At 61.9% G+C, this 12,778-nt stretch carries 13 protein-coding genes; 12 read left to right on the forward strand and 1 reads right to left on the reverse strand.

Going from position 1 to position 12,778, the window contains the following annotated elements; genetic code table 11:
- The first annotated feature begins 249 nt into the window (after positions 1-249).
- From EEB12_RS20695 to EEB12_RS20735, 9 genes are all read left to right on the forward strand, one after another.
- Positions 250-1,191, forward strand: coding sequence for an Ig-like domain-containing protein (locus EEB12_RS20695; protein WP_037133753.1), 942 nt, complete (start codon positions 250-252; stop codon positions 1,189-1,191).
- A gap of 218 nt (positions 1,192-1,409) precedes the next feature.
- On the forward strand, positions 1,410-1,910 hold the full coding sequence (locus EEB12_RS20700) for an alternate-type signal peptide domain-containing protein (protein WP_141488414.1): 501 nt from the start codon (positions 1,410-1,412) through the stop codon (positions 1,908-1,910).
- A gap of 22 nt (positions 1,911-1,932) precedes the next feature.
- A complete protein-coding gene (locus tag EEB12_RS20705; protein WP_019745195.1) occupies positions 1,933-2,475 on the forward strand; it encodes a hypothetical protein in 543 nt (180 codons plus the stop codon).
- Positions 2,476-2,540: 65 nt separating this feature from the next.
- The gene (locus tag EEB12_RS20710) at positions 2,541-3,212 is read left to right on the forward strand and encodes a signal peptidase I (protein WP_223257981.1); all 672 of its coding nucleotides are present in this window, start codon (positions 2,541-2,543) and stop codon (positions 3,210-3,212) included.
- A 9-nt stretch (positions 3,213-3,221) separates the two neighbouring features.
- Positions 3,222-3,827 (forward strand): SipW-dependent-type signal peptide-containing protein, encoded by a 606-nt coding sequence (locus EEB12_RS20715; protein ID WP_021345457.1) that lies wholly within the window; start codon positions 3,222-3,224, stop codon positions 3,825-3,827.
- Between the two features lie 8 nt (positions 3,828-3,835).
- Entirely contained in the window at positions 3,836-4,435 is a 600-nt protein-coding gene (locus tag EEB12_RS20720) for a signal peptidase I (RefSeq protein WP_181447535.1), read from the forward strand.
- A gap of 1 nt (position 4,436) precedes the next feature.
- A complete protein-coding gene (locus EEB12_RS20725; RefSeq protein ID WP_258537168.1) occupies positions 4,437-5,498 on the forward strand; it encodes a hypothetical protein in 1,062 nt (353 codons plus the stop codon).
- A 295-nt stretch (positions 5,499-5,793) separates the two neighbouring features.
- Positions 5,794-7,077: a hypothetical protein gene (locus EEB12_RS20730; protein ID WP_141488416.1), complete on the forward strand. Its 1,284-nt coding sequence runs from the start codon at positions 5,794-5,796 to the stop codon at positions 7,075-7,077.
- Positions 7,077-8,462, forward strand: coding sequence for a lipase family protein (locus EEB12_RS20735; protein ID WP_410055712.1), 1,386 nt, complete (start codon positions 7,077-7,079; stop codon positions 8,460-8,462). The genes EEB12_RS20730 and EEB12_RS20735 overlap by 1 nt, the downstream gene beginning before the upstream one ends.
- 6 nt (positions 8,463-8,468) lie before the next feature.
- Here the strand turns inward: EEB12_RS20735 and EEB12_RS20740 are convergent, their stop codons facing one another.
- Entirely contained in the window at positions 8,469-9,692 is a 1,224-nt protein-coding gene (locus EEB12_RS20740) for a cytochrome P450 (RefSeq protein WP_141488418.1), read from the reverse strand.
- 187 nt (positions 9,693-9,879) lie between these two features.
- On the opposite strand from EEB12_RS20740, the gene EEB12_RS20745 reads away from it, so the two are divergent.
- From EEB12_RS20745 to EEB12_RS20755, 3 genes are all read left to right on the forward strand, one after another.
- Positions 9,880-10,434: a TetR/AcrR family transcriptional regulator gene (locus EEB12_RS20745; RefSeq protein WP_141488419.1), complete on the forward strand. Its 555-nt coding sequence runs from the start codon at positions 9,880-9,882 to the stop codon at positions 10,432-10,434.
- A gap of 123 nt (positions 10,435-10,557) precedes the next feature.
- Complete coding sequence (locus tag EEB12_RS20750) at positions 10,558-11,706, forward strand: acyl-CoA dehydrogenase family protein (RefSeq protein ID WP_225989617.1); 1,149 nt, start codon at positions 10,558-10,560, stop codon at positions 11,704-11,706.
- Positions 11,703-12,767 carry an acyl-CoA dehydrogenase gene (locus EEB12_RS20755; protein WP_141488420.1) on the forward strand — a complete coding sequence of 355 codons (1,065 nt, stop codon included), beginning with the start codon at positions 11,703-11,705 and terminating at the stop codon, positions 12,765-12,767. Before EEB12_RS20750 ends, EEB12_RS20755 begins: the two co-directional genes overlap by 4 nt.
- The last annotated feature ends 11 nt before the right edge of the window (positions 12,768-12,778 follow it).

Raw genomic sequence — 12,778 nt, forward strand, 5'->3', positions numbered from 1 at the left:
ATTCACCCGCATGGAGTGTTCGAATTCCTCCTGAACGTTTGACCAGTAAAACCGCCACAAAAGCTGATACGTGTGATAAAAATTGATCCGAAGCGGAGCAGTAGCTATGTATGAGCGAGGGCATGCACAGCGTCACGGTTCGGCTCGCAAGCCTTCTGCAACATGTTCGGCACCGATGGCGGATGTACCTGGATCTGTCGTCTTATCACCCCAATGCCCGGCAACGGGACAGACGAAATGAGTCTTCACATGCCTCGATTTTTCCCGGTCGGGGACGGACGCGAATCCCGTCTCCCCCGGCGCGCCACTGCTGTGTTGGCGGCGCTGCCGGCTGCATTGCTCCTCGCGACCTCGGGTGCGCTGCTTGCTCCCGGTAGCGCCGTGGCTGCCCCGGGCGACGACATCACTGACCAGTGCCTGGAGATGTCCCAGAACGGTGGACCCTGGGTCAAGCCGCCAGCCTTCGGGCCTAATGGAACCGACTACATCCCGATCCCCGGAGATGAGGGCACGCAGATGGCCTTCGACGTCCGCAATGTCTGCGACCTTCCCGCCACGCTCACACTCTTCAGCGAGGGCTGGTCCGTCTCGGGCGGCGGCACCGCGACAGTACGGGGCAAAATCGGCAGCCAGGTCGGCCAGCAATTCGTGATCGGACCGGATGCGAATTCCGCGACTCGGATCGAGTTGGTGAAGACGCCTCTCGCGCAGAACGTCAACGTGATGGTCGGTTTCATGATTGGTATCCCGGCCAGCGAAGTCCTGCAGGGATACGAGATCAACCCCGGCTGGGGTCTGGTCCTGGTGGAGGGCGAGCCTGCTGTGGTCGCCCCCAGTGCTCCGACCGACTTGTCTCTGGGCGCCGCCGAGGTAGAGGCGGGTACACCCGTCAAGGTCTCCGGCAAGGCAGAGCCGAACAGCACCGTCACTGTCACCGGAGGGGGTGCCACCTGCACCGCCACCGCGGATGCGAGTGGGGACTTCAGCTGCAACCTGACTATCACCACACCCGGCAGTCATCCGATCACCGCCACTGCGACAAATGCGGGTGGGACCAGCCCCGCCTCCGCGGGAGTCACGGTCAAGGTCACGGCGAAAACTACCGATCCGGGTGGCAGCAGCAGCGGTTCGCTCGGCAGTAGCACCGGTTCGCTCGGAAGCTTGGACCTCTTCGGAAGCCTCGGCGGATAACCACTCCGGCCCAACCGGCCACTTAGAACTCGCGATGCGCGGGGCGATCTCGACCATCTCCGCGCATCGCCGGCATTCTCGGTCACCGAATTCAATTCGGCGGCTTCATTTCCCATGCCCCTTCCTGGGGCTGTTTCACCGGAGTGCACATCCGCACGGCCCGGGCTCAACCAAGCGCGTCGGATGTCCCGCCGCGAACTGCACAGGAGGAATACCAGATGAACAAGACCACAAAGGGTGCGATCGCCGCAGGTGCGGCTGCTGTTCTGCTCGCAGGCGGTGCGGGCACCATGGCCGCGTGGAATGCATCGACCGGCACTGGCGGAAGCCAGACAGTAGGCGCGGGCTCGATGACGATCAGCGAAGCGGCGGGCTCCGGTGTGTGGAAGCTCGGCGGGAGTGCATTCAACCCGACCACCGACAAAATCGTCCCCGGTGACGTCCTCACCTACACCGCGACGTACAACTACAACCTCGTCGGCACCAACCTCAAGGCCACGCTCACACCGACCGTCGGCGGTATTTCCGGGGCTCTCGCGAGCAAGCTGGAGGTCGCGACTGCCGGTGGCCAGAACGCGAGCGTCACCGCGGGCACCGGCACGCGGGATATCACCACCACGATCACGTTCAAGCCAGCCACCACCGACACGGACGGTGCGGGCGAGGCCGCCACGCTGTCCGGAGCCTCGGTCACCCTCGAGCAGACGCTCACCCCGTAATTCGAGACCAGAAGAAGGTCACGTGAAGACCCAATACAAATGGGCGATCGCAGCGTCGTCGGTTCTGCTCATCGGGTTCGTCTCGGTGCAGCAGACCGGCGCGCTGTGGCGCGATACCGCAGAATCGACCGGCGGCACTATTCAGGCAGGCATGCTCGATATCTCTGCCGGCGGTGAAGGGGTCAAGCAGTTCAACCTCGATGGGTTCAAGTTGGACAACAAGGGCCCGGGCGACAGCATTCAGATGCCCTTGCCGGTGATCAACTCCGGCAATGTGCAGATGAACTACGTGCTTTCCGATGTTGTACTCAACGGCGCCACCCCACCGCCGCTGAGCCTGCGCGTGGCCAAGGTAGCCAACGAGGCGGCCTGCACCGCCACTGGTGACGTGGGCACTGAGCTCTACAACGGTGCCATGGACGGTGCGGCCTTTTCGGAGCAGCTGGTTCCGGCCGGGCAGATGCAGGTGTTGTGCCTGCGGGCCACGCTGGGCCAGGGCGCGGCAGCGAGCCAACAGTCCAACGCGACGTTCACCTTCGACGCAAGCTCAGTGAGCCAGTCATGACCGTCACCGCGAGAAGCCGGCGCGCGGGCGAACGTGCCGAGTATCGACCCCGGCACAGCGCACACGTGGAAACATCTGAGCGGCAACATGATCCCGAACAAGACTCAGGAGAGAAGACCACCCTCTGGTGGTGGACTCGCACCATCGTCTCGTGGGTGCTGTTGCTGTTGATGATCGGCGTTCTCGCGGTGATGGTCGTTATCCCTCGACTCACCGGCTCCACCGCGTACACGGTTCTCACCGGCTCGATGGAACCCACCATGCCCCCTGGCACGCTCATAGTGGTCAAGCCGACTCCCAACGAGGATCTGACCACCGGGGACGTGATTACGTTCCAGCCCGTCTCCGGCGATCCAGCGGTGGTCACCCACCGCATCGAGGGCATCTACTACACCGGGGAAGGGGAGCGTCGCATCCACACTCGCGGCGACAACAACCCCGTCGCCGACTCGTGGTCGCTGGTGCCCGAGCAGATCCGTGGTCGGGTCATCTACTCGGTGCCGTATCTGGGCCGGGTGAACTCGGTGATCAACGGGCAATCGCGTTCGATTCTCACCACGGGAGTGGCTGCGGGCCTGGCTGTATATGCCGTGTGGATGGTCGTCAGTGGCATCCGCGACAAGCGGGGCAAGGCCGATGACGACGAAAGTGGCACCGACCCGACTCTTTCCGGCCCTGAACTCGGCGCGCCGGTATTGCCCGCCGATCCATCGGCACCAAACTCCGAATCGAAATAGGACAGCAGAATGTCTACAGAACAGAAATCGGGCGGCGGCGCGCGTCTCGGGGCGCGGATGCGAAGCCGTCTGGGCGAGACCGGTTGGATACGTACCCGGGCCGTGCTCTCTCTCGGCATGGTCCTGGGCCTCGGAGCGGTCGGCACGATGGCGGCGTGGTCCGACAGCGCTACCGCGACCACCGGCATGTTCAGCACTTCGTCGGTCCAGCTGAAAGTCGACAACCAGCGGCCCGCACACCAATTCACCGAACTCAAGCGCAACAGCATGCTGCCAGGCCAGAGTGAGGCCGGGGCATTGACGGTTCAGAACACCGGAACGGCCAACTTCCAGTGGGCAGTATCGGCAACGGCCACCGGCTCGTCCGCGCTGATCGGGAAGCTCAAGGTTTCTCTACATCAGAGCGGCGCCAACGACGGCAGTACCTGTTCAGGACCGATCATCGGGACGCAGCAAGCGTTCTCCGGCAACCCGACACTCGTCTCCGGCAGATCACTCGCTGCCGGTGTTTCGGAGCAGGTGTGTATCAAGGTGACCGTCGATTCGACCGCAGGTCAGACGGAGCAGTTCAAGATCGCCGATCTGGGCTTCAACTTCACCGCAACGGGGCAGTGATCATCGCGATGGACAGCACCGATGAGGAGGTGACCGTGGGACGCAGTCGCGGCAAGGAAATTGCCCTGAATGTGGCTGCGGTCGCCGGGCTCATCTGCATAATCGCCACTCTCGCGTCCCTGATATTCGGGATCAAACCACTGGTGTTCCGCTCGGGTTCGATGGAACCTGCAATCTCCACCGGTGCGCTGGCCCTGGCGAAGGCCGTGCCTGCAACTGAACTCGCTGTCGGCGACGTGATCAGCGTCGACAACGACCAAGGCGTGCGTATCACCCACCGTGTGGTCGCACTCGAATCGGCAGGAGCGGACACCGTGCTCGCCACGCTCAAGGGCGATGCCAACAATGTGGCTGATCGGCTGCCGTACACCATCACCGAGGCGGACCGCGTGTTCACCAGTGTCGGTGGGCTCGGCTATGTCGTTGCTTGGCTTTCCAGTCCGCTCGCAACTTTCCTCGGTGGCGGATTGGTAGGCGCGGTGCTGGTCATCGCATTTGGACGAACTAAAGACCGGCGTCTGGAGAATGCCTGCGCCGCCACTACAAATGACGCCCGCGTCGATGCTGACGAAACCTGCGGGGAGCTTCAGGAGGCTCATAATGATTGAAATGCGTCGGGCTAGCACCCGCATGAAGTCGCTGCGGTCGTTGATCGCCATCGGCGGCGCTGCTGCAATGGCTTTCGGCCTGGCTCAGGCCACCGGGACGTTGGCCAATTCGACTGATGCGGTCAATTCGACTGGCGCACAGGTGGCGACGGGTAACTTCTATCCGACGCCGCTGCCTGTTGGCAACATTTCGTGCAGCAATAACGGATGGGCTGGCTTTCGGGATGCGACGATGTCTTGGCCTTCGGCGGGGCCAGGAACCAGCTACAAGGTGTCCGTCGTTCAGGGAACTTCTGTCAAGGGTGGACCGTGGTACCAGACGAACACTTCAAGAAACTTTGACTACGGAACAGGTGGACTGGGAACCTACAACATCGTCGTTCAAGTTGTCAGTGATACAGACCTATCAATTCTCCCGGTGAATCGTCAGGTCTCGAGTGGATCTCTGCGGTCGGCTTTCTATCACAATGGTGCCCAGGACACGACGTGTTCAGGCAATCCGTGGCGCTTGGAGAACCAGGCGTGGGAGAACGTCTCCACCTGGGATCCGACTACCCCGGCCCCGAACGGGGCGAACCCTCTGAGCAGGATGCAGGCCGAAGCGATGGTGCCGAACGAGCCGGATGCGTTGGAGACGACCACTACCCAAGCTCCGTCCACGAGCGAGACCGTCGATCCGACAACGTCCACCGAGCCGACCAGTACAACCGAGGCCACGACCACGACGGCACCGAGCACGACGACTCCGGCACCGACCACCCCGGAAACCACGTCGCCGGAGACCACTCCCTCGGCGGATCCGAAGCCGGTTCTGACGGACACAGTCGAGAGTGGCGGCCTCACCGGCGGCTGGACTGCGGGTGGTAACAAGGTTGCAGTGGTCGACGCCGACGGCAACGAACTCGCAAGTGGCCGTGTCGAATCGGGTTCCACTCTGCACTGGTACGACGGCCAGTTGTGGATTGTCGGGGCAACCGAGGTCTACCGCATCATGGAGTCGCCGCAGGACGGCACGTGGAAGTTCTACAAGGACAGCGGGCAGAACATGCCTGACTTCGGGTAGCGGCTGATCACTCGATATCTCGTCTGTGCCCCCGAGTCTGCGGACCCGGGGGCACAGGCGTGGATCCGCATGCTCTGATCGTGTCGGGCAACAGGTAACCGGCCGGTCGCCCGCTGGTGAGGTTTCGGCGATTCGGGAACGGGATAAGCAACTGCAGGTGGCAACGACGTGTAGAAGTGCCAAGAGTGCTCGTACGGAATTGGTATTTCTTCAGGTCTCGAGCTATCTTACTGCAAAGTAAGTTTGGTGTCGGTGATCGATCGGGGCGATTGCCGACCTGAGTACGAGGACCGATATGCGGTTAAACCTGGGGGCAGTAGTTCGGCGACGTCGTTGGGCGCGAGACGTATTGGCAGCCACGGCGGCATGTGCGCTGGCGATGTCCGCGTTGCTGTCGGTCCAGATATCGGCGTCGGCGTCCGAACTGCACGAGTATGTGAATTTGCCCCTTGTGAATCGCAATGCCGAACACGGTCCGGGCGGTGTCCATCCCGCGTTGCCGACTGATCTCGGCACCTTGCAAGCCCTTGTGGAAGAAGCCCGCGCCAGTGGTCGCAGTCCGGAATCCTATGCTGCCTTGCTGTTTCAGTATCGATTGGTCGCTGCCACGGAAGCCGCCGGAATCGATCTCTCATCGTGGAATCCGCGCGCCGGAGTGTCGGCTAATCGCACGAACCTGGTGAAGTCGTACCGCTACTACGAGGATCTGCAACTCGGTCACCCGGAATTGCAGTGGGCGGGCATGGGCGGACAGGTAGGCGCGGATTTCGGCGGGGGACTGATCGACTTCGAACTGATGGCGGACGTGTACTCGTTTCCGAATCTCCAGCAGGTTGCCAATTCGATAGTTTCTCAGGTCACGGATCAGGTTGGCGTGCAAGCGCTGAACCAATTGCCGGCAGGGCTGCGCGCACTCGCGGTGGTGGGCAGGAACGTCACGGCGGACGACTTGGATTATGCGCTGGGGATGATCCTGGTGATGCAGAAGAACATCTTCTCGGATCTGATGCCGATGCATCAGGCGTACGTGGATGAAGGGCTTCCCGCACTGGAGGAAATGCAGAGTGCCGGACTATTCGGCAAGGATGTCATGGACGCCTGGCGTGATGTCGCGTCCAGTGATTCGAATCGGATCGCACTGGGGAACGTTGCGCTGCTCCAACGTGAGCAAGGGGTGATCATCCGCGACCAGTGGGATACCGTGCGCGCCTACAAAGGTGATGTGGGAGAAGCGATCACCTACGCATCGACCGTTGCCGGCTCGCCCTCGGTCGCCGGCGTGGTCCCGCCTCGCTCGTTCCGGCCCCTCGAGTTCACGACGACACTTGCTGACGGACGCACCGCGAACGTGACGATGCCACTGCCGGATTGGAACTGGTCGGTGTACGAGGACCGGTGGGACTACATCACCTCACAGCTATTGCCGAAGTACCGAGCGATGGTCGAAGAAGATTGGCCACGGCTCGCAGCCACATTGAGTGTTCCCTACGAAATTCAATTGGAGAGCCACCGCCCGATGATGACCCTCCCACAAACTCTCGAATCGGCCCTCTCCAGTTTGAAAGTGACGGTTCAGTGATGTCGGCGGCCACGTACCGAAGGTTTGCGCCGTTGGTAGCGCTGACCGTTGCGCTGGTTCTGCCTGCAACTGCGGGGGCTGAGGTGCCGGACAATGATGTCCCGAAAGACGTGCAAACTCCTGTATCCGAGGAGTTTCGGACCGACACCCCAACTCTGGGAGAGGTATTCAACGGGTTCACCGTCGGTGCTCTCAGTTCAGGGGAGTTCGCATCCGAAGAGGAGATCTTCACTGCTCTCACCGCCGCTGATCCGTTTTACGACGAGCCGGTGTTGACCGGCGCCGAGCGTCCCGGTGATCTCCTGAAGTCGAAGAAGGTGGATGTACTGTTCACCGGATACAAACCGGGACAGCTCGACGCCTACAAGATCATGTATGTCACAACCGGAATCGACGGTTCGACGCCGGTAGTGAGCACTGGAATCATGATGATCCCGATCGACGGAACGCCGGCGTCGGAGAAGAAGATCATCAGCTATCAGGAGGCCAACGACAGCGTCGGCGGCTACTGTCATCCGAGTTCACACTGGACCGGCGGCGATCCGCTGGACGGCGCCTCCTGGTCGGCCTTGGGTCCGCTGGCGCTGATGTTCGGAAAAGGTTATGCCGTAGTGATTTCCGACGTCGGGAACAACGGAGACCGTGATCCCCACGGTGTCTTCGCGGGTAAGTTCGCCGGGCACGCCCAGTTGGATGCAGTGCGCGCAGCATTTCACCTGCAGGATTCCGAGCTGAATCCGGAGGCGGAGATTGCGTTGTTCGGAATCGCTGGTGGTGGAGTCGGTTCGGCATTCGCCGCAGAATCTGCGCAGTCCTACGCGCCGGAACTCGACATCGTCTCGACAGTCCTCGAGGGCATGGTGATCAAGCCCCGAACATTCATGGAGACAACAGATTCCTCGGTCGGCGCAGGCTTCGGATTTGCGACGCTCCTCGGTCTCGAACCGAGGTATCCCGAGATGAAGTTGAACGACAAGCTCAATCCCGTGGGCCGAGCGATTGCCGACGTGTACCGGGGTGAGTGCCAGATGCCGGCGTACTTCACGCTTCCGTTCGTGCCGTTGGCAAGCCTTTTCGAGCCGGGAATCGATCCGATCACAGAACCCAGCTTCCAGCGTGCGTACGACGACAACGTATTGGGTCACGGTGCTCCGGCGTCGAAGGTATTGATAACTTCGTGTGCAAAGGACGACTCCCCGATGTCACTTGTACCGGCAGCTGATGCGCGAGAACTGGCGGACACGTACAGAAGCCGAGGGACGGACGTGAGCTATCAGCCCACCGACTGCAGTATGGATCGCGCAGTCGCGGATCCATACAGTTGGGGGACAGACCTGTTCGGAATGCAGACAATCGATTGGATAGCCCACAATTTCGACAACTGAGTGAAACTATCCGGTGACAGCGAGACGCAAACTCTGATGGCGGCGTACGAACATGCTGGGGACCCAACGTGGCGGGAATTCGGAATCGACTGTGACATGCGAACTGTTTTCGAGAAGTACGGCGATGGCGGTCTTTGCTTCCAGCCTGGCCAGCGCGGCCCCGACACAGAAATGTGCTCCCTTGCCGAAGGCGAAATGCGCTCGGAGATTGGCCCGGTCGAGGTTCATCGCGTGTGGCTCGGCGAACGACTCCGGGTCGCGGTTCGCCGAGCCCCACAGCAGTATGAGATGACTGCCGGCGGGTAGCGCCACTCCGCCGAGGTTTGTGTCCGCATTGACATGTCGGTGGTGTCCGCGAAAAGGCGACTCGAGTCTGAGCGTCTCCTCCAGGAATGCGGTCACGAGTAGAGGGTCCTCGCGCAGCTGCGTCTGTATCTCGGGGCGCTCGGCGAGTAGCCGAGCAGAGTTGGCGATCAGTCCGGCGGTCGATTCGCCGCCTGCACCGACGAGTTGCACCAGCATCAGAACGGCCACGTCTTCGCTGAGTTCGCCTGCGTCACAGCAACGGACGAGGTCTCCGAGTAGATCGTCGATCGGGTTTGTCCGCGCCTCACGAAACTTGCTGTAGAGGTACCCGGTGAGTTCGGCCGCCGAGGTGACGACGTCCGTAAACCGTTCCGCCGTCACGATGCCGCTGAGAAGTTCGGTGCTGTCGTAAGACCACGCCAGCAATTGGGGGACGTCGGCTGTCGGCAAGCCGATCAGTGCGGCAACCATCTGCAGTGGGAGGGTGTCCGCTATCGACGTGACCCAGTCGATGTGGCGACCGTCGAAGCCGTTGTCCCACAACTGCTGCGTGTACTCGCGCATCGTCGGCTCGAGTGCTCGTATGCGTTTGGCGACCAGTGTCGGCAGCACAAGTTTGCGCTGGTGCTGATGGTCGGGCTCGTCGGCGGTCGCGAGGACATGAACGGCTTGCCCGCCGCCGTTTATGTCGAACGTCACGGCAGATCCGTCCGATGTTCGAACCAGTACGCCGGTGAGGTTGGAGGAGAAGTCCTCGGTACGGGAAACGGCTTCGGTGACAAGTTCCCACGTCGACACCAGATAGAAGTCGGTATCGGGTATTCGATACACGGGGTGCTCGCGCCGGAGTACGTCGTAGAGCGGGTAAGGGTCGTCGATATTCGACGGGAGAAAGGGGTTGATGTCCAGCGTCGGTGGTGTCACGAATGGAAGATTTCACGGCCGTCGAGGAGAAGTCAACAGGTGGAAAATGCCTCTGAACTGGCATTTTGAGAAAATCTCACGCACTTCAACCCCCCCTCGTACTTCTCCCAGGTCAGAGGCTCGCGGCCTTCCATAGCCTTGAGATTTCTGATTGAATCTGTCTCAGAGTGAGACGAGGTGACGGAGAGTGACCGGTGCAAACGAGCGCCGCGCCGCCGACTGGTTGGCCGGCGGTAACCGCCGTGAACTCGCAACCGAGCGCATCTTCGCGGCTGCAGCAGAGCTGATTCGAGAACAGGGATTCGATCGGTTCAATGCCGACGACGTCGCTTCCCGCGCAGGCTGTTCGCGGGCGACGCTCTACCGCTACGTGGGTGGCAAGTCCGCGATCCGTGAGGGGCTGTTGTCGCGAGGTGCGGCGTCCGTGGCGAGCCAGGTTGCGGCTGCCGTCGAATCACTGCGTGGCGACCAGCGGATCGTGGAGTCGATCCTCGTCGCCGTCGACGCGATCAGAGCCGACGCCGCCATGAGTCACGGACTTGCGGCGGCGCGGGCCAACGGTATCGACGAGTATCTCGTGTCTTCTCCGTTGCTGCCGCGTACTGCACTCGAACTTGCCGGATTGGATCCCGAAGGTCAACAGTCGCAGTGGGTGGTTCGGATCGTGTTGATGCTGTTGGCGTGGCCTCTTGCAGACAGGGCCGCCGAGCGACGGATGGTCGAGTCGTTCGTCAGCTCCTGAGCGGGATTCCGTGTTCGTGAACGGTGCATCGGGTCGTCGCTGCTATAGGCGGTTCGGTTCATGCATTCGTTCCTCGGCTCGGTACCCTGAAGCCTGTCCGCTGCCGCGAAGGAGAAAGTCACGATGGTGGTACGCAGTACGTCCATGCGTTTCGACGCAACAGAACTGACGATCGAGGAACTCGCGCTTCAGGCCGAAGTGCGGGAGTACCTCGACAAGCGGCTAACCCCCGGCAGCTACCCCCTCGGACTCGGGATGTCCGGGGCTGTGGATCCGGCGTTCTCGCGAGATCTCGGTAGCCGTGGGTGGCTCGGAATGTCACTGCCGAAGGAATACGGCGGGGGCGGACGGTCAGCAGTGGATCGATTGGTCGTCGTCGAAGAACTTCTCGCGCGGGGAGCGCCGGTCGGCTATCACTGGATCGGAGACAGACAGTCGGGTCCGAGCATCGCCGCCAACGGCACGGAAGAACAGAAGCGGTACTTCCTTCCCGGTATCGCGAGCGGTGAGTTCTCGTTCTCGATCGGGATGAGTGAGCCCGACTCGGGTTCGGACCTGGCATCGGTACGCACTCGCGCCGAACGTGTCGATGGTGGCTGGAAAGTCAACGGCACCAAGATCTGGACCACCGGCGCCTTCCACGCCACACACATACTCGCCCTGCTGCGAACCTCGGCAGACAAGCACAACGGACTCACTCAGCTGATCGTCGATCGCGACAGCGAGGGCCTGACCGTCTCACCCATTCCGTTCATCGACGGAAGCGAGGACTTCTGCGAGGTGTCGTTCCAGGACGTTTTCGTGCCGGACTCGCGTCGCCTCGGAGACGTCGGAGCGGGCTGGGGACAAAACACCGGTGAACTCGCACTCGAGCGAGGTGGCGTCGACCGCTGGATGTCGCTGATGCCGGTCCTCGAGAACTGGGCAGCCAACCAGGCGGCGCAGGGCGGTCCCTCTGCCCTCGCCGATCTGGGCTCGATTACGGCGCGCTGCTGGGCTTTTCGTGGGATGTCGCTGTCCATTGCACGGATGGTCGACTCCGGTCGCTCGCCGGTCACGGAGGCCGCGCTGATCAAGGAGATGGCAACACGCTTCGAACAGGACTGTGTTGCGACCGTCGCGCGGCACCTCGGCCGGGCTCCAGACCTTGCCTCCGACGATCCGTACGAGTCGCTGCTCGCCCGGGCCGTGCTGGTGGCGCCGTCGTGGTCGATTCGCGGTGGAACCAACGAAATTCTCCGCACCGTGATCGTGAAAGGATTGAACCGATGAATTCGGGGTCAGAGATCAACGCGTACACATTCGACGCCGACCTCGAATCGATGGTAGAACAATTTTTCGCCGAGAAGTCCGGCACCGAGGTGGTAGCGCAGGCGGAGATCGACGGTCTGTCCACCGGATTATGGAGCGCGGCAGTCGAACTGGGGTTGCCGCTGGTCGGTCTTCCCGAATCCGTTGGTGGTTCCGGTGGCTCGCTCCTCGACGCCGTGACTGTCCAGCGCGCGGCGGCGAGGCACGCTGCGCCGTTGCCGCTCGCCGAGACGTACCTCGCGGGCAGGCTGGCAGCAGCGGCCGGGCTACCGGTGCCCTCCGGAATCGCAACCGTCGCGCCGGGATCGCAGCGCGACGATGTGCGTCGCACCAACGACGGTTTCCTGTCGGGCACCTTTCACGATGTGCCGTGGGGTAGCGCCGCATCAGTGCTGGCAGCAGTTCTCGGTGATCGCGTTGTACTCCTGAACATCTCCGACGCCGAGATCGGTGGAGGGACGGATCTTGCCGGGCAACCGCGTCAGAGCCTGACGTTCGCAGAAGCGCGGATTGTCGATGGCGACAACTTTGTCGACCCGCGGATTCTCAACAGGCTCGGCGCGTTCTTGCGCTCGGTACAGATGGCAGGAGCCATGGAGTCGGTGTCGACGTTGACCCGTCGCTACGTGTCGGAGCGGGTGCAGTTCGGTAGGCCCATCGCGCAGTTCCAAGCCGTCCAGCAGCATATCGTCACTCTCGCTCAGATGGCATCGATGTCCACGCTGGCTGTCGATCGCACTGCACATGCACTCACCAGAGGCGATGCCGACTTCGAAGTGAGCGCAACCAAATTGGTGGTTTCACAAAATGCGCTCGCGAGCGTGCGCGCCGCCCACCAGGCACACGGTGCGATCGGCATGACCCGCGAATACCGCTTGCAACAACTCACCCGACGACTGCATGCCTGGCGATCGGAGTTCGGCGACGAAATCGCGAGCGCTACGCAACTGGGAGAGGCCGTAGCTGCATCGCCGTCACTGCACCGCTTGATCACTGATCCAGAACCGACATTGCAGCTGTAATCCTGACTGTC

Source organism: Rhodococcus sp. WS1, assembly GCF_003797745.1.
Classification (GTDB): domain Bacteria; phylum Actinomycetota; class Actinomycetes; order Mycobacteriales; family Mycobacteriaceae; genus Rhodococcus_F; species Rhodococcus_F erythropolis.

Excerpts from the sequence above, each read along its gene's own strand:
- EEB12_RS20730 (WP_141488416.1), top strand. The coding sequence starts at position 5,794 with ATGCGGTTAAACCTGGGGGCAGTAGTTCGGCGACGTCGTTGGGCGCGA.
- EEB12_RS20715 (WP_021345457.1), top strand. The coding sequence starts at position 3,222 with ATGTCTACAGAACAGAAATCGGGCGGCGGCGCGCGTCTCGGGGCGCGG.
- EEB12_RS20700 (WP_141488414.1), top strand. The coding sequence starts at position 1,410 with ATGAACAAGACCACAAAGGGTGCGATCGCCGCAGGTGCGGCTGCTGTT.
- EEB12_RS20750 (WP_225989617.1), top strand. The coding sequence starts at position 10,558 with ATGGTGGTACGCAGTACGTCCATGCGTTTCGACGCAACAGAACTGACG.
- EEB12_RS20755 (WP_141488420.1), top strand. The coding sequence starts at position 11,703 with ATGAATTCGGGGTCAGAGATCAACGCGTACACATTCGACGCCGACCTC.
- EEB12_RS20695 (WP_037133753.1), top strand. The coding sequence starts at position 250 with ATGCCTCGATTTTTCCCGGTCGGGGACGGACGCGAATCCCGTCTCCCC.
- EEB12_RS20720 (WP_181447535.1), top strand. The coding sequence starts at position 3,836 with ATGGACAGCACCGATGAGGAGGTGACCGTGGGACGCAGTCGCGGCAAG.
- EEB12_RS20725 (WP_258537168.1), top strand. The coding sequence starts at position 4,437 with ATGCGTCGGGCTAGCACCCGCATGAAGTCGCTGCGGTCGTTGATCGCC.
- EEB12_RS20735 (WP_410055712.1), top strand. The coding sequence starts at position 7,077 with ATGTCGGCGGCCACGTACCGAAGGTTTGCGCCGTTGGTAGCGCTGACC.